Origin of the sequence: Ancylobacter oerskovii (assembly GCF_018390555.1) — a bacterium.
Classification (GTDB): Bacteria; Pseudomonadota; Alphaproteobacteria; order Rhizobiales; family Xanthobacteraceae; genus Ancylobacter; species Ancylobacter oerskovii.
The window spans coordinates 196,945-222,129 of record NZ_JAHBGB010000019.1 but is presented as its reverse complement, the minus strand read 5'-3'; the positions used below and the strand labels follow the sequence as shown (position 1 = coordinate 222,129).

The window sequence follows — 25,185 nt, the reverse complement described above, 5'->3', positions numbered from 1 at the left end:
ACCCGGACCGAGCTTTGGCGGTTCCTATCCCCTTATGCCGCCTAACTGAGCCCGCCGGTCGCCCGGCGGGCTTTTTTCTTGATGGGCTTTTTCCTTCCGGGCGGGCTTTCCTGCCTGCCGGCGCCGGGACGAGGCCGACGAAGCGAGCCTGACGAGACGAGCTTGCAGACGTGAAATCCTCCCATTGCAGGCCCCGCAATGGTGATGGCGACGACAGCGTCCATATGAGCACGGCCGGCGACGAGCCGGCTGGTACTCTCAAGCGTTCGGGGCATCCGCATCATGGCAAAGCATCTCGATCTCGGGCTCGACACCTTCGGCGACGTGATGGCCGATGGCGAGGGCCGTCCGCTCCCTCACGCGCAGGTGCTGCGCAACGTGGTCGAGCAGGGGGTGCTCGCCGACGAGACCGGCACCGACTTCTTCGCGGTCGGCGAGCATCACCGCGCCGACTACGCGGTTTCCGCCCCCGAAGTGGTGCTGGCCGCCATCGCCGCGCGCACCAAGCGCGTGCGGCTCGGCTCGGCGGTGACGGTGCTGTCCTCCGACGACCCGATCCGCGTCTATCAGCGCTTCGCCACGGTGGACGCGATTTCCGGCGGGCGCGCCGAGATCATCCTCGGCCGTGGTTCCTTCACCGAATCCTTCCCGCTGTTCGGCTTCGACCTGAAGGACTACGAGACGCTGTTCTCGGAGAAGCTCGACCTGTTCGCGGCGCTGCTGCGCGAAAACGGCTCGGCGGACGGCGTGAACTGGAAGGGCGAGCTGCGTCCGCCGCTCGCCGGCCAGCACGTCTACCCGCTGCCGGAAAGCGGCACCATGAAGACCTGGATCGGGGTAGGCGGCTCGCCGGAATCGGTGGTGCGGGCGGCAAGCTACGGCCTGCCGCTGATGCTCGCCATCATCGGCGGCAGCGCGGCGCGGTTCAAACCCTATGTCGAGCTCTACCACAAGGCCGTCGCCCAGCTCGGCACCACGCCGCAGCCGATCGGCGTGCATTCGCCCGGCTATATCGCCGCCACCGACGAGCAGGCCAGGGAGGAGTTCTTCCCGGCCTTCAAGGCCAATCGCGACCGCATCGGCGCCGAGCGCGGCTGGGGGCCGATGGGCCGCGACGAGTTCGAGCGCGAGGTGAGCCATGGCTCGCTCTATCTCGGCTCGCCGGAGACGGTGGCGGCGAAGATCGCCCGTACCGCCAAGGCGCTGGACCTCGATCATTTCGACCTGAAATACAGCGCCGGCCCGCTCGGCCACGACAAGTGCCTGCGCTGCATCGAGCTCTACGGGACGAAGGTGATCCCGCTGGTGCGCGAGATGCTGGCGGAGTGAGGCGGGAGGGGCCTGCGCGGGTTCCGCTTCCCCTGCGTCATGGCCGGGCTTGGCCCGGCCCTCCACGACGTCCGGCCGCGCGCTGCCCGGGACGTGGATGCCCGGGACGAGCCCGGGCATGACGGCGTGTGGGACGGGTGCGTCCGGGAAGCTGGGCATGACACGGTGCTGGTGTCGGCGGCTTCAGCTTCCTCTCCCCAGTGGGGAGAGGTGGCCCGCGCAGCGGGTCGGTGAGGGGGAAGGCCGCTGCGGAGCAGGGGAGCGTCGAGCCCCCTCACCCCACCCCTCTCCCCGACGGGGAGAGGGAGCTTTGCGCCCTCACATGGCGCACTGTGCCGCGCCGCCGGCGAACCGTCTCCCATGCGGCGATGACCGTCCTCGCAGCGTCATGGCCGGGTCTGGCCCGTTCCTCCACGACGTCCGGTCGCGCGCCGCCCAGGACGTGGATGCCCGGGACGAGCCCGGGCATGACGGCGTGCGTCCGGGAAGCTGGGCATGACGGCGTGTGGGATGGGGTGCGTCCGGGAAAGCTCCCGACCTCATGAGAAGGAAGCGCCTCGCCCCACGCCCCCTCCGCCCTCACACGTTCAGCAGCAGATATTCGCGCTCCCAGGGGGAGATCACCCGCATGAAGGTGTCGAACTCCTGCTGCTTCACCGCCGTGTAGGTCTTCACGAAGGACGGGCCCAGCACCGTGGCGATCTCGTCGGAATACTGCATCGCCGCCACCGCCTCGAGCAGGCCGCGCGGCAGCTCGAAGTCGAGGCCCTTGGCGTCGGCCTCCAGCGGCTCGGTCGGGCGCAGCCCCTCGACGAGGCCGAGATAGCCGCAGGCCAGCGAGGCGGCGATGACCAGATAGGGATTGGCGTCGGAGGACGGCACCCGGTTCTCCACCCGCCGCGCCGCCGGCGAGGAGGGCGGCACGCGCAGGCCGGCGGTGCGGTTGTCGTAGCCCCACTGCACATTGATCGGCGCCATGGAATCGCGGGTGAGCCGGCGATAGGAATTCACATAGGGCGCCAGGATCGACATCACGGTGGGCAGGTAGCGCTGCTGGCCGGCGATGAAGGAGAAGAATTCCGGCGTCGGGTCGCCGTCGCTGTCGGAGAAGATGTTCTTCCCCGTCTCGCCGTCGACGATCGACTGGTGGATGTGCATCGCCGAGCCGGGCTCGTCGGCGATCGGCTTCGCCATGAAGGTGGCGTAGATCTTGTGCTCCAGCGCCGCCTCGCGAATGGTGCGCTTGAACAGGTACACCTGGTCGGCGAGCTGGATCGGGTCGCCGTGCAGCAGGTTGATCTCCATCTGCGCCGCGCCGTCCTCGTGGATCAGCGTGTCGATCTCCAGGCCCTGCGCCTCGGAATAGTCGTACATGTCCTCGAACAGCTGGTCGAACTCGTTGACCGCCTGGATCGAATAGGACTGGCGGCCGATCTCCGGCCGGCCGGAGCGCCCGACCGGGGGCTTCAGCGGATAGTCGGGATCGGTGTTGGGCTCGACGAGATAGAACTCGATCTCCGGCGCCACCACCGCCTTCCAGCCCTTCTTGGCATAGAGGTCGACGACGTTCTTCAGCACCTGCCGCGGGGCGAGGTCCACCGGGCGGCCGTCGCGGTGATAGGCGTCGTGAATGATCTGCGCGGTGGGGTCCTGCGCCCACGGCACCACGGCCAGCGTCGAGAAATCCGGCTCCATGACGAGGTCGCTGTCGACCACCACCGAATCGACGAGATTGTCGTAAGGCGGGTAATCGCCGGAGATGGTCTGGAAGAACACGCTGAGCGGCAGGTTCATCACCGGCCCGTTGAGGAACTTCGACACCGGCATGATCTTGCCGCGCCCCACCCCGGCAAGGTCGGGCACCGCGCATTCGATCTCGGTGATGCCCCGCGCCGCCATCCACGCCTTCGCTTCCGCCAGATTGGCGACGCCGCGCGGATTGCCGATCGCGTCCTGCTCGGAACGCTTCTTCTTAGCCATGTGAACCTTCCACCGCGCGTCTGCCGCGCCCTTGCGAGGCAATCACGGCCCCAATCCGGCCGTCAAGGGGGCCGCTGCCGCGACGGGATTTGCCCGATTCGATGCATGGCAAAATTGTTTGCAATCTGTCATTGAGCCGCCGCCGGAAGGCGGTTAGCGTTCCCGACGGAGCCGGCGCGCCGGCGGGGCATCACGGGGTAGCAGATGAGCACGGGCGTCACCGAGAAGACGCAGACCACCATTGGCGGCATCCGCCGGAAATTCGCCCCCTGGAACGACCCCGCCGCCGTCCCGCTCATCCGCTACGAGAACGTCTCCAAGCGCTTCGGCGAATTCACCGCCGTCGACAACCTCTCCCTCGACATCTACGAGCGCGAGTTCTTCGCCCTGCTCGGCCCCTCGGGATGCGGCAAGACCACGCTGATGCGGATGCTCGCCGGCTTCGAGGACCCCACCGAGGGCCGCATCACCCTCGGCGGGCAGGACCTCGTCGGCATGCCGCCCTACAAGCGGCAGACCAACATGATGTTCCAGTCCTACGCGCTGTTCCCGCATATGAGCGTGTGGGACAACATCGCCTTCGGCCTCAAGCAGGACCGGATGGAGAAGGGCAGCATCGCCGCCCGCGTCGAGGAGATGCTCAAGCTCGTCAAGCTGGAGAAGTTCGCCAAGCGCAAGCCGCACCAGCTCTCCGGCGGCCAGCGCCAGCGCGTGGCGCTCGCCCGCTCGCTCGCCAAGCGCCCCAAGGTGCTGCTGCTCGACGAGCCGCTCGGCGCGCTCGACAAGAAGCTGCGCGAGGAAACCCAGTTCGAGCTGATGGACATCCAGATGCAGCTCGGCATGACCTTCCTGATCGTCACCCACGACCAGGAGGAGGCGATGACGGTGGCCGACCGCATCGCGGTGATGGACCACGGCAAGCTGATCCAGGTGGCGCCGCCGGCGGTGATCTACGAGCAGCCCAATTCGCGCTATGTCGCGGACTTCGTCGGCGACGTGAACATCCTCGAGGCCAAGGTCGAGGCGATCGCCCCGGGCAATGTCAGCCTCTATACGAGCGTCGGCGGCGGCGCCAAGCTGTCCATCGCCCAGAATGTCGAGGCCAAGCCCGGCGACACCGCCTTCGTCGCCATCCGCCCGGAAAAGGTGCGTGTCGACCTCGACCCGCCGGCCTGGCAGGAGGCCAACTGCCTGCGCGGCGAGGTGTGGGACATCGGCTATCTCGGCGACCTCTCCATCTATCATGTCGAGCTGGAGGGCGGCACGCGCATCAAGGCCGCCAAGCCCAACCTCACCCGCATGGTGGAGCGGCCGATCACCTGGGAAGACAAGGTGTGGGTCTCCTGGACGCCGGATTCCGGCGTCGTGCTGACGCGCTGAGGAGGCGGACATGGCCGCGAAAGCGCGAGGCAACAAGGGGCCGGGCCGCTGGCTGGTCCTCGGCATTCCCTATCTCTGGCTGCTGGTGCTGTTCCTCGTCCCGTTCCTGATCGTCTTCAAGATCAGCCTGTCGCAGGACGCCATCGCCCAGCCGCCCTACGAGCCGGTCTTCGACCTCGCCGCCGGCTGGGAGGCCTTCACGGAGGCGTTCAGCCAGCTCAATTTCGACAATTACGCCTATGTCCTCAGCTGGGACAACGAGTTCATCGAGGCCTACGGCTCCAGCCTCTGGATCGCCGGCATCTCGACGCTGCTGCTGCTCGCGGTCGGCTATCCCATCGCCTATGGCATGGCGCGGGCGCCGAAATCGATCCGCCCGACGCTGCTGATGCTGGTGATCCTGCCGTTCTGGACCTCGTTCCTGATCCGCGTCTATGCCTGGATCGGCATCCTGTCGCCGGAAGGCCTGCTCAACCAGCTCTTGATCGCGCTCGGCATCGTCAGCCCGGACGCGCCGCTGCAGATCCTCGCCACCGACACCGCGGTCTATATCGGCATCGTCTATTCCTACCTGCCCTTCATGATCCTGCCGCTCTACTCGGCGCTGGAGAAGATGGACGACACACTGCTGGAAGCCGCCGCCGACCTCGGCTGCCCGCCCTTCGCGGCGTTCTGGAAGATCACCTGGCCGCTGTCGCTGCCCGGCGTGTTCGCCGGCTGCCTCTTGTGCTTCATCCCGGCGGTGGGCGAGTTCGTCATCCCCGACCTGCTGGGCGGCTCCGACACCATGATGATCGGCAAGGTGCTGTGGACCGAATTCTCGGTGAACCGCTCCTGGACCGTGTCCGCCGCGGTGGCGGTGCTGCTGCTGCTGGTGCTGGTGATCCCGATCGTCTTCTACCAGAACGTCCAGGCCAAAGAGATGGAGGGCCGCTAGATGCGCAAGGGGCTCTCCTGGTTCAACACCACCTCGATCGCGCTCGGCTTCACCTTTCTCTACCTGCCGATCGTGCTCCTGGTGATCTACTCCTTCAACGCCTCGCGGCTGGTGACGGTGTGGGCCGGATTCTCCACCGAGTGGTACTGGAAGCTGCTGCAGAACGACCAGCTGCTGGAAGCCGCCTGGGTGACGCTGCGCGTCGCCTTCCTGTCGGCGAGCGTGGCGACGGTGCTGGGCACGCTGGCGGCGATCGCGCTAACCCGCTACGGCCGGTTCAACGGCCGCATGCTGTTCTCCGGCATGGTCTACGCGCCGCTGGTGATGCCGGAGGTGATCACCGGCCTGTCGCTGCTGCTCTTGTTCGTGGCGGTGAACTTCGACCGCGGCTTCTGGACCATCACGCTGGCGCACATCACCTTCACCATGTGCTTCGTCTCGGTGGTGGTGCAGTCGCGCCTCGTCACCTTCGACCGCTCGCTGGAGGAGGCCGCCCTCGATCTCGGCTGCCCGCCGCTGAAGACCTTCTTCGTGGTGACGCTGCCGATCATCCTGCCGGCGGTGGTCTCCGGCTGGATGCTGGCCTTCACCCTGTCGCTCGACGACCTCGTCATCGCCAGCTTCACCACCGGCCCCGGCGCCACCACCCTGCCGATGCGCATCTATTCGCAGGTACGCCTCGGGGTGACGCCGGAGATCAACGCCATCTGCACCATCCTGATCGCCATCGTCACCGTGGTGGTGGTGATCGCCTCGGTCATCACCAAGCGGCAGGAAGTGGCGCGGGAAAGGGCGGAGCGGCTCGCCGCGGCGGGCTGAATTCCGACACGATTGCGAGGAAGGAATGGTCGCCATTGCGTTACCGTTCCCGTCCTCGGCCTCCTCCCGCGAGCCCACGCCCATGAGCCCGACCGATACCCTCGCCGCGGCCCCTCCCCCGGCCGGAGCCGGGGCCGTGCCCCGCCGCCGGCGCCTCCTGCGGCGCGCCCTGCAGGCTGTCGGGGTGATCGCGCTGCTGATCGGCGTCTATCTCGGCGTCGAGCAGTTGATCGGCAATTTCCACACCGTGGTGCCGGGCGAGCTCTACCGCTCCGCCCAGGTCGACGCCCGCGAGCTCGCCGACCTTCAGAAGGACTACGGCATCAGGACGGTGATCAACCTGCGCGGCGCCTCCGACAAGGCCTGGTACAGGGACGAGGTGGCCGAGAGCGACAAGCTCGGCCTCACCCATATCGATTTCGGCCTCTCCGCCGGGCGCGAGCTGACCCAGCCGCAGGTGGAGCAGCTGATCGCCCTCATGCGCGACGCGCCCAAGCCCATCCTCGTGCATTGCCGCGGCGGCTCCGACCGCTCCGGCATCGCCTCGGCGCTCTATGTCGCCGCCATCTCCAAGGGTGGCGAGGCGGCGGCCGAATGGCAGCTGTCGCTGTTCTACGGCCATTTCCCGTTCCCCTTCGCCCCCGCCTGGGCGATGGACGAGACCTTCGAGCGCATCGAGCCCTGGCTCGGCTTTCCCAATTCGTGACCCGCTGCCCACAGCGGGATCGGCGCAATCGGGGCGCGCCGGCCGGAGCGAGGGTGTAGGCTGGGCGCCTTCGAATCGGGACCTCACGACCTCATGCCGCTGCGCCTGCTTCCCTCGACGCTCGTGGACCGCATCGCCGCCGGCGAGGTGGTGGAACGCCCGGCCGCGGCGCTGAAGGAGATCGTCGAGAACGCGCTGGACGCCGGCGCCGGGCGCCTCGAGATCGTCATCGATGGCGGCGGGCGCCGGCTGATGCGCGTCACCGACGACGGGTGCGGCATGGGCGCGGCGGACCTCGCGCTGTGCGTCGAGCGCCACGCCACCTCCAAGCTCGACGCCGAGGACCTGATGGCGATTTCGACGCTGGGCTTTCGCGGCGAGGCGCTGCCCTCGATCGGCGCGGTGGCGCGGCTTTCCATCGTCAGCCGCCCGGCGGGCGAGGCCAATGCGCACGAGATCCGCGTCGAGGCGGGCGCCAAGAGCGAGGTGCGGCCGGCGGCGCTTGGCCCCGGCACGCGGGTGGAGGTGCGCGACCTGTTCTTCGCCACCCCGGCGCGGCTGAAATTCCTGAAATCCGAACGCGCCGAGACCGCCGCCGCCGTCGACGCGGTGCGCCGGCTGGCGCTGGCCCGTCCCGAGGTCGGCTTCACGCTGGTGACCGACGACCGGGCGCCGGTGAGCTGGCCCGCCCGAACCGCCGATGCGGCGGGACGGCGGGCGCGCATTGCCGACGTGCTCGGCCACGAGGTGGCACGGAACGCCCTCGACATAGACGGGACGCGGGAGGGGGCGCGGCTGACCGGCCTCGCCGGGCTGCCGACCTATTCCAAGGCCAACTCGCTGTCGCAATATCTGTTCGTCAACGGCCGGCCGGTGCGCGACAAGGTGCTGATCGGCGCCATTCGCGCCGCCTATGCCGACCTGCTGCCCTCCGACCGCCACCCGGTGACGGTGCTGTTCCTCGACCTTGACCCCGAGGGTGTCGACGTCAACGTCCACCCGGCCAAGACCGAAGTGCGCTTCCGCGACGCCGGCAATATCCGCGCGCTGATGGTGCGCACCCTCACCGATGCGCTCACCGCCGGGGTGCCGCGCACCGCCACCACCGCCGCCGACCGGCTCGCCGAGCTGGCGCAGGCGCATATGGGGGCGAGCGTGCTGCCGGCGGCGCCGCTGCGCATCCCGCCCGCCGCCGCCGGCTGGCGGCAGTCCTCGCCGCCCACCGACTGGCGGCAATCCTGGGCACGGCCGGAAGGCTGGGAAGCGCCGGCCCCGGACTTTGCCGGACCGCCGGCCGAACCGGATGCCGGCGCCGGGCCGGCGCTCGATCTCGGCCTCGACCTCGCCCCCGCCGCCGATGCGCGCGCCCATGAGGCGCCGGCGCAGGCCGACGCCATGGACCGCCCGCTCGGCGCCGCCCGCGCGCAACTGCACGAGACCTATATCGTCGCGCAGACGCAGCACGGCGTGGTGATCATCGACCAGCACGCCGCGCATGAGCGCATCGTCTATGAGAAGCTGAAGGCCGCCATGGAGCGCGACGGCCTCGCCCGGCAGATGCTGCTGGTGCCCCTCGTGGTCGACCTCGATCCCGCCGAGGCGGCGCGCCTCGCCGAGCGCGCCGAGGCGCTGGAACGCTTCGGGCTGGTGATCGAATCCTTCGGGCCCGGGGCGCTGCTGGTGCGCGAGGTGCCGGCGCTGATCGGCGAGGCGGACGTGCCGGCGCTGGTCCGCGAGCTTGCCGAGCACGCGGCGGAGTGGGACGATGACCTGCCGCTGGAGCGGCGGCTGCTGCATGTCGCCGCCACCATGGCCTGCCACGGTTCGGTGCGCGCCGGCCGGCGGCTGCGGCCCGAGGAGATGAACGCCCTGCTGCGCGAGATGGAACGCACCCCCAATGCCGGCCAGTGCAATCACGGGCGCCCCACCTTCGTGACGCTGTCGCTCCCCGACATCGAGAAGCTTTTCGCGCGGCGCTGAGATCGATCAGAGTGACCCATCTTGACTGACGCCTTTTCCGAGAACGGCCATCCCCACAGCTGGTACGCCGCCACGGCGACGCCGTTTCCCGATTTTCCGCCGCTGAAGGGCACGGTGCGCGCCGATGTCTGCGTGATCGGCGGCGGCTATACCGGGCTGTCCGCCGCGCTGCATCTCGCCGAGGCGGGGCTCGACGTGGTGGTACTGGAAGCCGCGAAGATCGGCTCCGGCGCCTCCGGCCGCAATGGCGGCCAGATCCATACCGGCCAGCGCCGCGACCAGGACTGGCTGGAGGAGCGGGTCGGGCTCGACATGGCCAGGGCGCTGTGGCGGCTCGCCGAGGACGCCAAGGCCGACCTTTACGCGCTGATCGCCCGCCACGGCATCGACTGCACCCCGCGCAAGGGGCTGATCATGGCCGACCACAAGCCCGGCTATGTCGCCCATTCCCATGCCTATGCGCGCAAGCTGGCCGAGCTCTACGACTACCCGCATGTCGCGCCGCTGTCGCGCGAGCAGGTGCGGGAGCTGGTCGGCAGCGACGCCTATCATGGCGGGGTGATCGACCGTGAGGGCGGGCACCTGCATCCGCTCAACCTGGCGCTCGGCATCGCCCGGGCGGCGGTGGCGGCCGGGGCGAAGCTCTACGAACATTCACGCGCGCGCCGCATCGAGGAAAACGGCCGGGTGAAGGTGGCGACCGCCGAGGGTACGGTCGAGGCCGACTGGGTGCTGGAATGCGGCGACGGGCTGCAGGACGGGCTCGACGCCCGCGTCGACCGCCATGTGATGCCGATCGCCAACTACATCGCCGCCACCGAGCCTCTCGGCGAGCGGGCGAAAGGCATCATCGCCAACGACGCGGCGGTGGCCGACAGCCGCTTCGTCATCAACTATTACCGCCTCAGCGCCGACGGGCGGCTGCTGTTCGGCGGCGGCGAGAGCTGGACGCGCCGGCTGCGCGCCGATCCCGGCGGCTTCGTGCGGCCCTATATGCTGAAGATCTTCCCGCAGCTCCAGGACGTACGCATCGATTATGGCTGGGGCGGCATTCTCGGCATCACCATGACCCGCATGCCCTTCGTGCGGCGGCTGGGACCGAAGGTGCTGACCGCCTCCGGCTATTCCGGCCAGGGCGTTATGCTGGCGCCCTATTTCGGCCGGATCCTCGCCGAGGCGGTGGCGGGCCAGCTCGGGCGCTTCGACCTTCTGGAAAAGCTGCCGGTGCCGGCCTTCCCCGGCGGGCCGCTGATGCGCTGGCCGCTGCTGGTCGCCGGGCTGAGCTATTACGCCCTGCGCGACAGGCTGTGAGGATTTCGAGTGCTGGACCTGCAAAGCTGGGCGCATGCCGCGCTGGCCTTCGTCGAGGCGCACAAGCATCTCGCCCCCTACATCGTCTTCGCCCTCGCCTTCGGTGAATCGCTGGCCGTCATCTCGCTGGTGGTGCCGGCGACCTTCATCCTGGTCGGGGTCGGCGCGCTGATCGAGGCGGGCGGCATGGCGCTGCTGCCGGTCTGGGCCGGGGCGGCGGCGGGCGCGGCGCTGGGCGACGCGGTGTCCTACTGGGTCGGCTTCCGCTTCAAGGAACACACCCACAAGCTCTGGCCGTTCAGCCGGCATCCGCAGATGCTGGAGCGCGGTGAGCGCTTCTTCCACCGCTACGGTTCGTGGAGCGTGTTCATCGGCCGCTTCTTCGGGCCGATAAGGGCGGTGATCCCGCTGGTGGCCGGCATGTTCGCCATGCCGGCCCTGGTGTTCCAGATGGCCAACATCACCTCGGCGATGCTGTGGGCCTTGGTGCTGCTGGCGCCCGGCGCGGCGGTGATGAAGTTCTGGAGCGGGTGGTGAGGTCCGCGGGCCTCAATGCGGCTCCGGCAGGCTGACGAAGATCAGCACGCCCAGCATCGTCATGTAGAAGCGGAACGCCGATTCCTGCCCGTTCCAGGTGGCCGACTGCCACATCTGGAAATACTCGCCGCCGACGACCATGAAGCCGAAGAACCACAGCGCGAAGCCGAGGCCGCACCCCGCCGCCACCCATGTCTTGGCTTGGGCGAAGCGCGCCCCGTCGCGCAGGGCCCGCAGCATGCGCAGCGCCGCGATCCCGAGTACCACGCCGACGACGGCCTCGGCGGCGATGATCGCGACATAGGCCGCACGCCACAGCGAGGGATCGGTGATCGCGCGGCCGGTCAGCGGATTGCCGGGAAAGGTGGTGTCCATGCCGAGGACATGCTGGACGAAGGCGTAGTTGGCGCCCCAGTCGGCGACATTGTTGTAGGCGACCATGAGCGCGAAGGCGGCCAGCGCCGCCACCATGAAGCTCTTGGTCAGCCGAACCACGATCATGCGTCCCTCCACCATCGCCGGCGGACGCGATGCCCGCAGGCCATGAGGCACGCCCATAGCATGGCCGGCCCGTCCTGCCAGCCGCGCCGGAAGGCCGCCCCCTCGAACGACCGGCCCAAAACGCAAAGTGCCGCCGCCCGGGGGCGACGGCACCAACGCGCTCAGAGCGCGATAAGGCTCAGTTCTTCGCCTTGTCGACCAGCTTGTTCTTGCCGATCCACGGCATCATGCCGCGCAGCTTCTCGCCGACCTGCTCGATCTGGTGGCTGTCGTTCAGGCGGCGGATGCCCTTGAAGCGGGCGGCGCCGGCGCGGTACTCCTGCATCCACTCCGAAGTGAACTTGCCGGTCTGGATGTCCTTCAGGACGCGCTTCATCTCTTCCTTGGTCTCGGCGGTGATGATGCGCGGGCCGGAGACGTACTCGCCCCACTCGGCGGTGTTGGAGATCGAGTAGTTCATGTTGGCGATGCCGCCCTCATAGATGAGGTCGACGATCAGCTTCACTTCGTGCAGGCACTCGAAATAGGCCATCTCCGGGGCGTAGCCGGCCTCCACCAGCGTCTCGAAGCCGGCGCGGATCAGCTCCACGAGGCCGCCGCAGAGCACCACCTGCTCACCGAACAGGTCGGTCTCGCACTCTTCCTTGAAGGTGGTCTCGATGATGCCCGAGCGGCCGCCGCCGACGCCCGACGCATAGGACAGGCCGAGGTCGAGCGCGTTGCCCGAGGCGTCCTGATGCACCGCGACGAGGCAGGGCACGCCGCCGCCCTTCTCATATTCGCCGCGCACGGTGTGACCGGGGCCCTTGGGGGCGATCATCAGCACGTCGACGGTCTTCTTCGGCTCGATCAGGCCGAAATGCACGTTGAGGCCGTGCGCGAAGGCGATGGCGGCGCCGTCGCGGATGTTGGGGGCGATCTCGTCGCGGTAGATGTCGGCCTGCAGCTCGTCCGGGGTGGCCATCATCATGAGGTCGGCCCACTTGGCCGCCTCGGCGACGGTGAGCACCTTGAGGCCGTCGGCCTCGACCTTCTTGGCGGTCGCCGAGCCCGGCTTCAGGCCGATAGCGATCTCCTTGGCGCCGGAATCCTTCAGGTTCAGCGCGTGGGCGCGGCCCTGCGAGCCGTAGCCGATGATGGCGACCTTCTTGCCCTTGATCAGGTTGAGGTCGGCGTCGCGATCGTAATAAACGCGCATGGGTGTCTCCTGTGTCACGCGTTGGTCTTGTTCCGGCCCGGCGCGGTGGGCGCGGTGCCGTAGAGGGTGAAGAACTGGTCGGTGGCGCGGGCGGCGTCGCGCTCGATCTCCGCCGGCGTCAGGGCGAGATCGTCGCCGAGCAGCAGGCGGATCTGCACGTCGCGGCCGACCAGCCCGAGGAAGCTGCGAAAGGCGGTCTCGGTGTCGTCGAAGCCGATCAGCCCGGCCTCGCGGCCGGCATCGAGCACCGGCTTCAGCCGCTCGCCGATGGCGAAGCGGCCATTGGCGAGCATGATCGCGCCGAGATTCGAGCCCGTCGCCGCCGCCTCGCCGATGGCGAAGCGGTTGAGCGCGATCGAGGTGGGGCTGGAGATCACGCCGAGCCAGTTGGCGGCGAAGCGGATCAGGCTGTCGCGCAGCGCCAGCGCGTCGAGCTTCGTCCGGTCGTAATTGCCGGCCCGCACCTTGGAGGCCTGCCAGCGCACGGTGGCGGAGAGCAGGCCGTCACGGTCGCCGAACCACTTGTACAGGCTTTCCTTGGAGCAGCTGGCGCGGCGGGCCACGGCGGTCATGGTGACGGCACCGCCCCGCTCGACCATCAGCGCCAGCACGGCATCGAGCACGGCCCGCTGCCGGGCCGTCAGTTCGTCGCCGCTGTGGTCTGTCAGGGTCGCCATGGCCGGGAAATTTTGCGTACCGTACGTTACGGTTCTGTTACAGGACGATGGGAAACCGTGCAAGCCGTAACACATAGGATCGGCCGGCCGGCGCCCTCTCATTCCCCACGGAACATCCTCATCCTGAGGTGCGAGCGTAAGCGAGCCTCGAAGGATACTCGTCGCAGCGCACCCGGATGAGCATCCTTCGAGGCCCGCCTTCCGGCGGGCACCTCAGGATGAGGATGTGCGGGCGGGGAAGCCTACTACCTCGGGATGCGGTTCCCCGGGTTGGAAAGGCGGGGAAGCCGGAAACGGCCCCCCGCGCCCCTCACATCCCGTCCGGCCCGCGGCCGATGGCGGCGACGCCGGTGCGCGACACCTCGACCAGGCCGAGCGGCTCCAGCAGCGAGACGAACTGGTCGATCTTCTCCGGCTTGCCGGTGATCTCGAACACGAAGCTCTCCAGCGTGGTGTCGACGGTGCGGGCGCGGAAGCTCTCGGCGATCAAGAGCGCCTCCTGGCGGATCTCGCCCTTGCCGCGCACCTTGATGAGCGCGAGCTCGCGCTCCACCGCTTTGCCGGTGACGGTGAGATCGACCACGCGGTGCACCGGCACCAGCCGATCGAGCTGGCTCTTGATCTGCTCGATGACCATCGGCGCGCCGGTGGTCACCACGGTGATGCGCGAGCGGCGGGAATCGTGGCTCACCTCGGAGACGGTGAGGCTGTCGATGTTGTAGCCGCGGCCGGAGAACAGGCCGACGATGCGGGCCAGGACGCCCGGCTCGTTGTCGACGAGGAGGGAGAGGGTGTGGCGCTCGGGGGCTTCGTGATTGATCGGGGGCATGGGGTACTCGGAGAAACGAGTGAAAACGCGCGGGACGATGAGGGCAGCATGCTCCCCCTCCCCGGCGGGGAGAGGGGTGGGATGAGGGGGATGCAACGCTTCCCAATCGTGTCCCCCCTCACCGACCCGCTATGCGGGCCACCTCTCCCCACCGGGGAGAGGTCAAGTAAGGGGGAGTCGGGACGACAGGGAAGCCTTCTGGCCGTCATCCCCGGGCTTGGTCCGGGGATCCGCGATTTTCTCCGACCAGAGGCCCGGCGGAAACCAAGTCGTGGATGGCCGGGTCAAGCCCGGCCATGACGTGACGCCGACGGTTGCCGCCTCACACCATGATCTTGCCTTCCTCGTCGATGGCCTCGTCCAGCGCCTCGGGATGATCCGGCAGGATCATCTCGTTATGCGGCTTGCCCGAGGGGATCATCGGCAGGCAGTTCTCCTTCTGGTCGACCAGGCAGTCGAACAGCACCGGGCGGTCGATGGAGATCATCTCCTGGATCGCCGCATCGAGATCGCCCGGCCGGTGGCAGCGTATGCCGACGCCGCCATAGGCCTCGGCGAGCTTCACGAAGTCCGGCAGCGATTCCGAATAGCTGTGCGAGTAGCGCCCGCCATGCAGCAGGTCCTGCCACTGGCGCACCATGCCCATATATTCGTTGTTCAAGACGAAGATCTTCACCGGCAGGTTGAACTGCAGCGCGGTGGAGAGCTCCTGCAGGCACATCTGGATCGAGGCCTCGCCGGCGATGTCGATGACGAGGCTTTCGGGGTGCGCCACCTGCGCGCCGATGGCGGCGGGCAGGCCGTAGCCCATGGTGCCGAGGCCGCCGGAGGTCATCCAGCGGTTCGGTTCCTCGAAGTGGAAGTGCTGCGCCGCCCACATCTGGTGCTGACCGACCTCGGTGGTGATGTAGACGTCCTTCTCCTTCACCGCCTCGTACAGCCGCTGGATGGCGAACTGCGGCTTGATGATGTCGGCGGGCTGGTGGAACGACAGCGACTTGCGGGCGCGCCAGCGGTCGATCTGCCCCCACCAGGAGGCGATGGCGCGGCGATCCGGCTCGGCCTTCATCGCCCGCCAGCAGGTCAGCATGTCTTCCAGGACATGCTTCACGTCGCCGATGATCGGGATGTCGACCTTGACGTTCTTGTTGATCGAGGACGGGTCGATGTCGATGTGGATCTTCTTCGAACCCGGCGAGAAGGCGTCGAGACGGCCGGTGATGCGGTCGTCGAAGCGCGCGCCGACGCACAGCATGACGTCGCAGTCATGCATCGCCATGTTGGCCTCGTAAGTGCCGTGCATGCCGAGCATGCCCAGCCACTGCTTGTCCGAGGCCGGATAGGCGCCGAGGCCCATCAGCGTCGAGGTGACCGGGAAGCCCGACAGCCGCGCGAACTCCCGCAGCAGGCGGCTCGCCTCCGGGCCGGAATTGATGACGCCGCCGCCGGTGTAGAACACCGGCCGCTTCGCCTTCGCCAGCAGCTCGACCGCGGCGCGGATCTTGTCGTCGTCGCCCTTCAGCTTCGGCTGGTAGGTCTTGTGCTGGATGTTCTCCGGGCCGACATAGATGCCCTTGGCGAACTGCACGTCCTTCGGGATGTCGACGACCACCGGGCCGGGACGGCCGTTCTGCGCCACGTAGAACGCCTCGTGCAGCACGCGGGCGAGGTCGTTGACGTCGCGGACGAGGTAGTTGTGCTTGGTGCAGGGCCGGGTGATGCCGACCGTGTCGCACTCCTGGAACGCGTCCGAGCCGATCAGATGCGTCGGCACCTGGCCGGTGATGCAGACCACCGGGATGGAATCGAGCAGCGCGTCGGTGAGGCCGGTCACGGCGTTGGTGGCACCGGGCCCGGAGGTGACGAGCACTACGCCGACCTTGCCGGAGGAGCGGGCATAGCCCTCCGCCATGTGCACCGCGCCCTGCTCGTGGCGCACGAGGACGTGGCGGACCTGGTTCTGGTGGAACATCGCGTCGTAGATCGGCAGCACCGCGCCGCCGGGATAGCCGAACATGTGTTCGACGCCCTGATCGATCAGGGCCTGCATCACCATTTCGGCGCCGGTCATCTCGCGCATCATGGTCATTACCTCGTTTCCTGCGTCTGGCTTTCGTCCCGGCAAAGCCCCAAGAAACTCTGCCCCGGAAAATCAAAAGGCCCCGTCAGGGGCCCATTTGCGCGCGTCACCGTTGGGCGAAGCTGCCGTCAGGCAGCCTTCGCGGCGACGCGCCGTCCTACGATAAGGATAATATTGTTGCGCATGCTCGCGCCGCTCCTTCGTAAAGTTGCGCGACCTCTACAGCCGCCCGGCGCCTGCGTCAAGCGACAACGCCATTTTGCCGAGAATGACGGGCGAACAAGCACTTTTCGTGACGATGTCCGGCGGCTATACCGCAGAGCACAATGTGAAGGAGTGGCTCATATGTCGCAGATGCGGCTCGTCATCGTCGGCGCCGGCGGGCGCATGGGCCGCGCGCTGATCAAGGCGGTGAGCGAGGCTCCCGATCTGGTCCTGGCCGGTGCGATCGAGCCGCCGGGCAGCGAGAATCTCGGCCGCGACGCCGGCGAGCTCGCCGGCCTGCCCGGGCTCGGCGTCGAAGTGACCGACGACGCGCTGCCGGTCTTCGCCAGGGCCGAGGGCGTGATCGACTTCACCGTGCCGGCGGCCAGCGTCGCCTTCGCCGCGCTGGCGGCGCAGGCGCGGATCGTGCATGTGATCGGCACCACCGGCTGCTCGCCCGAGGACGACGCGAAGATCGAGGCGGCCGCCCGCCATGCCGCCATCGTCAAGTCCGGCAATATGAGCCTCGGCGTCAATCTCCTCGCGGCGCTGGTCCAGCGGACCGCGCGCACGCTGAACGAGGATTTCGACATCGAGATCGTCGAGATGCACCACAACCGCAAGATCGACGCCCCCTCCGGCACCGCGCTGCTGCTCGGCAACGCCGCCGCCGAGGGGCGCGGCATCGAACTCGGCACCCAGGGCGTGTTCGCCCGCCACGGCCACACCGGCGCCCGCCGGGCCGGCGACATCGGCTTCGCCACCCTGCGCGGCGGCACGGTGGTGGGCGAGCACAACGTGATCTTCGCCGGGCCGGGCGAGCGCATCGAGCTCGGCCACAAGGCGGAGGACCGCATGATCTTCGCCCGCGGCGCGCTGACCGCCGCCCGCTGGGCGCGCGGGCGCAAGCCCGGCCTCTATTCCATGCGCGACGTGCTCGACCTCACCGATTTCTAGATCCCGCCTTCCTTACTGCGCTTCCGTCCCACGCCGCCCTCACCCGGAGAAAACGCCCGATGTCCGAACGCCTTCTCGTGCTCGTCCGCCACGGCCAGAGCGAATGGAACCTGAAGAACCTGTTCACCGGCTGGCGCGACCCGGATCTCACCGCGCTGGGAGTGGAAGAGGCGAAGAAGGCCGGCCAGCGGCTGAAGGCGGAAGGCTACCAGTTCGACCTCGCCTTCACCTCCGTGCTCTCCCGCGCGCAGAAGACCCTCGACCTCGCGCTGAACGAGCTCGGCCAGACCGACCTGCCGATCACCCGCGACCTCGCGCTGAACGAGCGCGACTATGGCGACCTCTCCGGCCTCAACAAGGACGATGCCCGCGCCAAATGGGGCGAGGAGCAGGTGCATGTCTGGCGCCGCTCCTACGACGTGCCCCCGCCCGGCGGCGAAAGCCTGAAGGACACGGTGGCGCGCACCCTGCCCTATTACGTCACCCAGATCCTGCCCAAGGTGCTGCAGGGCAACCGGGTGCTGGTCGCCGCGCACGGCAATTCGCTGCGGGCGCTGATCATGGTGCTGGAGAACCACACGCCGGAGAGCATCATGAAGCGCGAGCTCGCCACCGGCGCGCCGGTGATCTACCGGCTCAACGCCGATTCCACCGTCGCGAGCAAGATCGACCTCGCCGCCTGAGCCGGCGGCGCGCGACACGCCATCGCCCAACGAAAAACCCCGGAGCGGCGAACCGCTCCGGGGTTTGTCATGTCTGGGATCAGTACCCGATCAGATGGAGCTGTTGATCCACTGCACCAGCTTCGCCTTGGGGGCGGCGCCGACCTGGCGGGCGGCGAGCTGGCCGTCCTTGAACAGCAGCAGCGTCGGGATCGACATGATGCCGTATTTGGACGCGACGGCGGGATTCTCGTCGACGTTGAGCTTCACGATCTTCAGCTTGCCGTCCATCTCGCCGGCGACCTCGTCGAGCACCGGGGCGACCATGCGGCAGGGGCCGCACCATTCGGCCCAGAAATCGACCAGCACCGGCTCGGAGGACTTGATCACGTCGGACTCGAACGACTGGTCCGACACCTTTTCGACGCCCATGGCGTACCCTTTCCGCGAATCCCCCGCAGGGGGAAATGAAGTTGGACTGAAGGTAGGTATCGCCCCCCACCCGCGTCAAGGCACCGTCACTCCGACGTGAGCCCCTCGCCGTCCGTCCACAGCCGCGCCTCGGTGAGCGCCAGCACCCGCGGGCCGGCGGTATAGATGAGCAGCGGCTCGATCCGCCGGCCGGGATAGAGCCGCGCCAGCAGCCTCGCATAGGCGACGATCTGGTCGAGATGCGCGCGCGGCACCGCGGCAAGGCCCGCCGGCACCCGGCGGTCGGTCTTGAAATCGGCGACCAGCACACGGTCCGCGCTCACCACCAGCCGGTCGATCCGGCCATTGACCAGCGTGCCGTCGGCGAGAACGCCGGCGATATCCACCTCCGCCCGCCCTTCCGATGCGAACAGCGCCGCCAGCGCCGGCAAGGCGAGCGTCGCCAGCGCCTCGGCGAGCAGCTCTTCGCCGTCCCCCGCCCCGGCCAGCGCCAGCACGCGGTGGCCGGCCGTCGCGCGCTGCGGCTCCGGCAGCGGCGCCAGCGCCGCGAACAGCCGGTGCAGCAAGGCGCCGCGCGCCAGCATCTGCGCCTGTTCCGGCGAGGCGGCGGCCAGCGAGGCAGCGGCCAGCAAGGACTGCGACGGGCGCAGCCGCGCATGCGGCTCGTCCGGCGCCACCGGCGACGCCAGCCGGCGGGCGAGCGCGACCTCGCCGGCACGCTCGTCCGGCACCGGCACGGATGCCGGCGCCGGCATCGACACCACAGGCTCGGACGTCGCGCGCCAGCGCAGCACCGTGCCGGGAAAGCCGATGGCCGGCGCCGGCTCCGCCTGCGGCTCCAGCGCCTCGCGCACCACGTCGTACCAGCAATCGGCCGGCCGGCTCCGCTTGCCGTCGGCGCCGCACAGCACCAGCGCGCTTTCGGCGCGGGTCAGCGCGACATAGAGCAGGCGGCGATATTCATCCATCTGCGCCGCCTCGGCGTGCTGGCGCAGCCACTTCATCGCCGGCGTGTCCTTCGCCTTCTGCCGCGCGACCAGCAGAACCCGCCGGCCATCCGGCCGCCGCCCCGCCAGCAACCCGCCGCGCGGACTTTTCTGTGGCCCGGAGGTGGTGTCGGCGAGCACGACATAGGGCGCCTCCAGCCCCTTGGCGCCGTGAACGGTCATCACGCGGACCTGGTCGCGCCCGGCCTCCATGTCGCGCTTGGCCTGCGCCTCGCCGCCGCGCAGAAAGGCCAGGAAGCCGGCGAGCGAGGGCGCCTCCGCCCCCTCATAGGCCCGGGCGATCGCCAGCATCTCGTCGAGCGCGTCCGCCGCCTCCGGCCCCAGCCGCGCCAGCATCAGCGCGCGGCCGCGCTCGCGCCCGAGCACGCGGGCGTAGAAATCGAAGGGCCGCAGGCTGACGGCTTCCAGGCGCAGGCGCTCGAGCCGCTCCACCGCCGCCCGCCAGCGCGGCCTCTCATCGGCCCGACGGGTGAGTTCGTCGATCAGCCGCGCGGCGCGGTTCGGCAACAGCGCGATGAGGTCCTCGTCGTCGAAGCCGAAGAGCGGGCTCTTCAGCGCGCTCGCCAGCGACAGCTCGTCGTCGGGCGACAGCAGCGCCTCGCCGAGCGCGGCGAGATCCATCACCGCGATATGCTCGGCCACCACCAGCCGGTCGGCACCGGCCACCGCGACGCCCACCTGCTTGAGGGCGCGGATCACCGCCTCGAACAGCGCGCCGCGCCGGCGCACCAGCACCAGGAAATCGCCGGGACGGGCGGCGCGCGGGCCATGCCGATCCTGCACCGGCGCGCCCTCGTCGATCAGCGCCCGGACATGGGCGGCGATCTTGTCGGCCAGCCGGCTGACCGGATCGTCATGGCGCGGGGCGTCGAGCGGGCGCTGCCAGGCATCGGACTCCTCCCACTCCACCGGCGCCTCCGGCTCCCAGATCTCGACGCGGGCCGGCAGCTGCGCGTGGATCGGCACATGCACGGTGCGCTCGGCTACCGCGGTCAGCCCGCGATACGCGGTCTCGCGGGAAAACACCTCGTCGACCGCCGCGAGGATGCCCGGCGCCGAACGGAAGGAATGCTGCAGCTTCACATGATGGAAGACGCCCTCCGGCGCATGGCGGGAGAACTCCTCGCGCATGGCGTCGAAGCGGCTGGGATCGGCGCCCTGGAAGGAGAAGATCGACTGCTTCTCGTCGCCGACCACGAAGAGCGTACGGGGCGCCTCGGCCGCCGGCTCCCGCGCGCCCTCGCCGGCGAAGAACTCCATCACCAGCGGCTGGATCACCTCCCATTGCTCGGGGCTGGTGTCCTGCGCCTCGTCGAGCAGCACATGATCGATGCCGCGGTCGAGCTTGTAATGCACCCAGGCGGAGGCGCCGGAACCGAGCAGCCGCCGCGCCGCGGTGACGAGATCGGCGAAGTCGAGCATGCCGCGCGCGGCCTTCGCCTCCTCGTAGAGCCGGCGGGCGGCGCGCCCGAGCTCCAGCGCCGCCAGGCTCCGCTCCACCGCGCGGGCGGCGGCGAGGCGGGGACCGAGCAGAGCGACGCGGTCGCGCTCGGCGGTGAGCGCCGGGAAGGCCGCGCGCACCTCGCCGGAGCCGAGGAACTTGTCGGCATAGGCGTCGCCATCGGCCTTGAGGAACACATTGGCATAGGCCTCGGCCACCTCGTCCTCCGCCGCCTCGGCGGCCGCGAGGAGGTCGGCGCCGCGCCGGGCGGCATTGCCGCCGGCGGCGAGCAGCGCCTCGGCCATGCCGCGCCACGCCCCGCGCGGGATCAGCGCCTCCTCGACGAGGCGCCGGGCGAGAACCGCACTGGCTTCCACCGGATCGAGGCCGACGAGACCGGCAAGGTCCGCCTCGCCGGCATCGAGCGCATCCGGCGCGTCGAGCAGGGCGGCGAGCAATTCGTCCAGCCCGCCATCGGCGACCTCGCCGATGATCAGCGCCAGCGCCTGCCCGAGCGGGGTGTCCGGCGCGCCCGCCGCCTCGTGGACGATGCGCGCCCGCACCAGAGCGAGCAGTTCCAGCCGCTGGGCATCCTCCAGCGAGCGGAAGCCGGCCGGCACCCCGGCCTCGAAGGGGAAGGCCCGCAGCAGATGGCCGCAAAAGGCGTGGATGGTCTGGATCTTCAGCCCGCCCGGCGTCTCCAGCGCCAGGGCGAACAGCGAGCGGGCGCGGGCCCGCAGCGGCGCCGGGTCGCCGCCGTCGCTGGCGAGGATCGCCCGGTCCAGCGAGGCGTCGTCCATCACCGCCCAGTCGCGCAATATGGCGAGCACCCGATTGGCCATGTTGGCGGCGGCGGCCTTGGTATAGGTCAGGCAGAGGATGCGCCCGGGCGGCACGCCGCGCAGCAGCAGCCGGATCACCCGGCGGGCGAGCACATGCGTCTTGCCGGCGCCGGCATTGGCCGAGACCCACACCGACAGGCCCGGATCGGAGGCGCGCGTCTGCAGCGCCGTGGCGGCGCCGAGCGCGGCGGACAGGGCCGGGGCCTCGCTCATTCCGCCTCCTCCTCTTCGCCGATCGACCATTCGCGCACCCGCGCCAGATGATCATAGGGGCCGGAACGGCCGCGAAACTGCGTACGGCGCAGCGCGATATAGGGCTGGGCGGGGTTCTCGAAGGCGCGGATCAGCACCGTCACCCGCTCCAGCGCGTCCTCGGCAAGGCCGAGCGCCGTCGCGTCCTTGTCGATGGCGGAGATCTCCTTGAGCACGGCGGTACCGAGCTTCACATAGGCGAGTTCCACCGCCGGCTCGCCCGGCACGCCCTCGAAGCCGCCGCGCGTGGCGATGGCGGCTTCGAGCGGCAGCTGCGGCGAGTAATTGGCGCGGGTCTGCTTCGCCGTCGGCACCATGCCGGTCTTGAAGTCGAGAAGGGCGAGGCCGCCGCCCCGGCGCTGCTCGATGCGATCGGCATAGGCGTTGAGCCGGAACGGCCCGCGCGTGCCGGGGATCAACAGGTGCCCACCGGCCTCGGCGATCACCCGGTCGAGCCCGGCGCGACGCCCGCGCTCCCAGGCGAGATAGAGCGGGATCAGCTTCTCGAAGCGCGCCCACCACAGCGCGTGCTCCGCCGGGAAGGCGGCGAGCGGCGCGAAGGCCGCGCGCCCGAAGGCCGCGAGGCGTGCCGCCGCGTCCGCCGGCAGTACCCCGGGATGGGCCTTGGCGAACTCGCCCAGCGCCTCGTGGATGGCGGTGCCGCGCTCGCCGGCCCCCGGCGCGGCGTCGAGCGGATCCAGCGGCCGCAGCCCGAGCACATGCCGCGCATAGATGGCGTAGGGATCGCGCAGGAAGGTCTCGATCTCGGTCACGCTGAGCCGGGTGGGCCGCAGCTCGGCCGGCGGGGTCGGCGCCGGCCGCTTGATGCGCTCCTTCGCCGGCTCGACATCGAGCACGGCGGCCACACGCCGCCAGCGCTCGCCGCGGGCACGGGCGGCCTCCCACGAGGCTCGCCCGCCCACCGCCGCGAGGCGCTGCAGGAAGCGGGAGGGCACGGTCGGCGCGCCGCCCAGCTTGCGCGGATAGGTGAGGACGAGCTCCGGTGCGCCGCAAGCCTGGGCGAAGTCGTGCGCCGCCAGGCCGATCCGCCGTTCCGGGACATCGAGGCCAAGCGCGGCGCGCATCGGCCGGCTCAGCCACGGGTCCGGCCGCGGCATGGCCGGCCAGACATCCTCGACGAGGCTCGCCAGCACCACGCGGTCGACATGGACGAGGCGCGCTTCCAGGGGACCGTAGATGCGCAGCCGCGCCCCGGCGTCGAGCGGCGGCCGCACCGGCGTGCTGGCGAGCAGAAGCGGCAGCGCCGCCGCATAGTCGGCAAGGCTCATCGCCGGTGCGAGCGGCGCGCCGGCCGCCAGTTCGTCGAAGGCCGCGGCGAGCGCCGCCTCGTCCGGCGTCGCCTCGCGCGCGCCCCCCTCCTCAGCGAGCGCCGCCATCACCGCCGCACGATGGGCATCGACGAGATCGGCGAAACCGTGCAGCCCCGGTCCGAGGCCGCTGAGCGGCGCCAGCGCCTCGCCGAGCCGTCGCGCCAGATCGGCCGCCCGCTCCCGCCGGTCGATATCGACCATGCGGCGGGGATCGTCGCGGTGCCAGTCCTCCGGCCGGAAGCCGGCGACCGCCGCGGCCAGTCCTTCGGCGCCGGGCGCCGGGCGCGGGCCGCGCAGCACCATCAGCTCCAGCGCATCTGTCGCCTGCGCGAGCGCCGCCCGGTCGAGCCCGAAGCGCGCCGCCGCGTGACGCAGCAGCGCCGCGAGCGGCAACGGCGCCAGACGCTCGGCCGCCGCGTCGGCGATCAGCCGCGCGAACCGGCCGGCGCCGCTCTCCGACAATGGCTCGCCGGCGGAATCGTCGATGGCGATGCCGAAGCGCAGCAGCTCGGCGGCGACGCGACGGGCGAGGTCGCGATCCGGGGTGATGAGCGCCGCCCGCCGCGCCTCGGCCTCCAGCGTCTCGCGCAGCACCAGCGCGATGGCCAGCGCCTCCTCGCGGGCGTCGTCCGCCTCGATCAGCGTGACATCGGCCAGCGCCGTCGCCCGGTCCGCCTCCGGCAGGCGCTCGGCAAGGCGCGCCCAGCCCTGCGTCGCCTCGGCCGGCAGCAGCGCTTCCGAGAGCAGCAGCTCGCGATGCGGCGCGGCGGGCTCGGCGAGCGGAACCACCTCCGCGCGGCGCAGATGCATGCCGCTGAGCAGCCGCGCCAGGCCATATTGCGGATGGCTGGGCGCCGGATCCGGCTCGCGGGTGAGCGCGTTCCAGTCGACCTCCGACATGTGGCGGTCGAGGCCCGGCAGCACCAGCGCCCCGCGCGGCAGCCGCGACACCGCATCGAGCAGGCGCGCCGTCGCCGGCATCGAGCCGGTGGAGCCGGCGGCCACCACCGGCGGGGCGGCTTCCCCGAGCGCCGCCAGCCGCGCCGCCTCGGCGTCGATCAGCCGGTCGCGGCGCAGCGCGGCGTCGACCTCCTCGCCGCGCAGCGCCGGCCACACCTCGCGGGCGATCTTGAGGAAGTCGAGCGCCATGTCCCAGTAGCGGTCATGCTCGCCGGGCACCAGATCGTCGAGCCGCGACCACGGCACCTGCTGCGCCGCCATCTCGTCGATCAGCCCGGCCAGCGCGTCGGCCAGCGCGAGACCGGCGCCGGGACCGGCCGCCACCGCGCTGCGCCCGTCCTCCTCGCCCAGCGCCGCCCGCCATTTGCCGACGAGGCTGGCCAGCGCCAGTCGCCGGGTCGTCGAGGCGACCGCCTTCGGCGGGCCGGCGCTTTCCTCCGCGAAGATCAGCGCATCCTCGTCGACATCGCCGACCGGGACGATCTTCGGCAGCAGCGTGGTGCCGCCCATGCGCCGGCGCAGTTCCTCGGCGAACAGCCGGCCGGCGCGGCGGGTCGGCAGGTAGACGGTGGCGGAAGCCAGCGCCAGGGGATCGCCGCGCGGCGCGAAGCCGGGCACCAGCGTGCCGTCGAGCAGCGCCTCGGCGAGCACGGGCAGAAACGGAGCCGAAGCGGGAATGGTGAAGACCCGCGCGGGCCGGCGCGCCGTCCTGACCGGCTCCGGCCCGGCCTCTCCCGCCGCCTTCCCGAAATCGAACGATGTCTGCGACGCCGGCATGCTGGGGCCTGTCGAATCGTGTGCCCGCCGATCTTAGAGGATGCCGGCGGGAAAGG

At 70.0% G+C, this 25,185-nt stretch carries 19 protein-coding genes; 10 read left to right on the top strand and 9 right to left on the bottom strand.

What is annotated here, in order from left to right; all coding sequences use genetic code 11:
• Nucleotides 1–282 precede the first annotated feature (282 nt).
• Nucleotides 283–1,329: an LLM class flavin-dependent oxidoreductase gene (locus KHC19_RS09870; RefSeq protein WP_213352177.1), complete on the top strand. Its 1,047-nt coding sequence runs from the start codon at nt 283–285 to the stop codon at nt 1,327–1,329.
• 579 nt (nt 1,330–1,908) lie between these two features.
• Here the strand turns inward: KHC19_RS09870 and KHC19_RS09865 are convergent.
• Nucleotides 1,909–3,309, bottom strand: coding sequence for a glutamine synthetase family protein (locus KHC19_RS09865; protein WP_213352176.1), 1,401 nt, complete (start codon nt 3,307–3,309; stop codon nt 1,909–1,911).
• A gap of 204 nt (nt 3,310–3,513) precedes the next feature.
• On the opposite strand from KHC19_RS09865, the gene KHC19_RS09860 reads away from it, so the two are divergent.
• The 7 genes from KHC19_RS09860 (at nt 3,514) to KHC19_RS09830 (ending at nt 10,979) form a co-directional block, all read left to right on the top strand.
• Nucleotides 3,514–4,689: an ABC transporter ATP-binding protein gene (locus KHC19_RS09860; RefSeq protein ID WP_213352175.1), complete on the top strand. Its 1,176-nt coding sequence runs from the start codon at nt 3,514–3,516 to the stop codon at nt 4,687–4,689.
• Between the two features lie 10 nt (nt 4,690–4,699).
• Nucleotides 4,700–5,626, top strand: coding sequence for an ABC transporter permease (locus tag KHC19_RS09855; RefSeq protein WP_213352174.1), 927 nt, complete (start codon nt 4,700–4,702; stop codon nt 5,624–5,626).
• Entirely contained in the window at nt 5,627–6,445 is an 819-nt protein-coding gene (locus KHC19_RS09850) for an ABC transporter permease subunit (RefSeq protein ID WP_213352173.1), read from the top strand.
• A gap of 82 nt (nt 6,446–6,527) precedes the next feature.
• On the top strand, nt 6,528–7,151 hold the full coding sequence (locus KHC19_RS09845; protein ID WP_213352172.1) for a dual specificity protein phosphatase family protein: 624 nt from the start codon (nt 6,528–6,530) through the stop codon (nt 7,149–7,151).
• Between the two features lie 93 nt (nt 7,152–7,244).
• Nucleotides 7,245–9,131, top strand: coding sequence for a DNA mismatch repair endonuclease MutL (gene mutL, locus KHC19_RS09840; RefSeq protein WP_213352171.1), 1,887 nt, complete (start codon nt 7,245–7,247; stop codon nt 9,129–9,131).
• A gap of 21 nt (nt 9,132–9,152) precedes the next feature.
• Nucleotides 9,153–10,442, top strand: coding sequence for an NAD(P)/FAD-dependent oxidoreductase (locus KHC19_RS09835; protein WP_213352170.1), 1,290 nt, complete (start codon nt 9,153–9,155; stop codon nt 10,440–10,442).
• A gap of 18 nt (nt 10,443–10,460) precedes the next feature.
• Nucleotides 10,461–10,979 (top strand): DedA family protein, encoded by a 519-nt coding sequence (locus tag KHC19_RS09830; RefSeq protein ID WP_213352313.1) that lies wholly within the window; start codon nt 10,461–10,463, stop codon nt 10,977–10,979.
• Nucleotides 10,980–10,991: 12 nt separating this feature from the next.
• On the opposite strand, the gene KHC19_RS09825 is transcribed toward KHC19_RS09830, so the two are convergent.
• The 5 genes from KHC19_RS09825 to KHC19_RS09805 form a co-directional block, all read right to left on the bottom strand.
• Entirely contained in the window at nt 10,992–11,480 is a 489-nt protein-coding gene (locus tag KHC19_RS09825) for a DUF2165 family protein (RefSeq protein ID WP_213352169.1), read from the bottom strand.
• Nucleotides 11,481–11,658: 178 nt separating this feature from the next.
• Nucleotides 11,659–12,678 (bottom strand): ketol-acid reductoisomerase, encoded by a 1,020-nt coding sequence (gene ilvC / locus KHC19_RS09820; protein WP_213352168.1) that lies wholly within the window; start codon nt 12,676–12,678, stop codon nt 11,659–11,661.
• Between the two features lie 14 nt (nt 12,679–12,692).
• A complete protein-coding gene (locus KHC19_RS09815) occupies nt 12,693–13,355 on the bottom strand; it encodes a TetR/AcrR family transcriptional regulator C-terminal domain-containing protein (RefSeq protein WP_213352167.1) in 663 nt (220 codons plus the stop codon).
• A gap of 310 nt (nt 13,356–13,665) precedes the next feature.
• The gene (gene ilvN / locus KHC19_RS09810) at nt 13,666–14,184 is read right to left on the bottom strand and encodes an acetolactate synthase small subunit (RefSeq protein ID WP_213352166.1); all 519 of its coding nucleotides are present in this window, start codon (nt 14,182–14,184) and stop codon (nt 13,666–13,668) included.
• 322 nt (nt 14,185–14,506) lie between these two features.
• On the bottom strand, nt 14,507–16,267 hold the full coding sequence (locus KHC19_RS09805) for an acetolactate synthase 3 large subunit (RefSeq protein ID WP_213352312.1): 1,761 nt from the start codon (nt 16,265–16,267) through the stop codon (nt 14,507–14,509).
• Between the two features lie 342 nt (nt 16,268–16,609).
• Here KHC19_RS09805 and dapB point away from each other — a divergent pair, with 342 nt between their 5' ends.
• Together dapB and KHC19_RS09795 are read left to right on the top strand one after the other, a co-directional pair.
• Nucleotides 16,610–17,425: a 4-hydroxy-tetrahydrodipicolinate reductase gene (gene dapB / locus KHC19_RS09800; protein WP_213352165.1), complete on the top strand. Its 816-nt coding sequence runs from the start codon at nt 16,610–16,612 to the stop codon at nt 17,423–17,425.
• Nucleotides 17,426–17,484: 59 nt separating this feature from the next.
• Entirely contained in the window at nt 17,485–18,108 is a 624-nt protein-coding gene (locus KHC19_RS09795; RefSeq protein WP_213352164.1) for a 2,3-bisphosphoglycerate-dependent phosphoglycerate mutase, read from the top strand.
• Between the two features lie 90 nt (nt 18,109–18,198).
• Here the strand turns inward: KHC19_RS09795 and trxA are convergent, their stop codons facing one another.
• The 3 genes from trxA to addB form a co-directional block, all read right to left on the bottom strand.
• Nucleotides 18,199–18,519: a thioredoxin gene (trxA, locus tag KHC19_RS09790; RefSeq protein ID WP_213352163.1), complete on the bottom strand. Its 321-nt coding sequence runs from the start codon at nt 18,517–18,519 to the stop codon at nt 18,199–18,201.
• Nucleotides 18,520–18,605: 86 nt separating this feature from the next.
• Nucleotides 18,606–22,022: a double-strand break repair helicase AddA gene (gene addA / locus KHC19_RS09785; RefSeq protein ID WP_213352162.1), complete on the bottom strand. Its 3,417-nt coding sequence runs from the start codon at nt 22,020–22,022 to the stop codon at nt 18,606–18,608.
• On the bottom strand, nt 22,019–25,129 hold the full coding sequence (gene addB, locus KHC19_RS09780) for a double-strand break repair protein AddB (protein ID WP_213352161.1): 3,111 nt from the start codon (nt 25,127–25,129) through the stop codon (nt 22,019–22,021). Before addB ends, addA begins: the two co-directional genes overlap by 4 nt.
• Nucleotides 25,130–25,185: the final 56 nt, after the last annotated feature.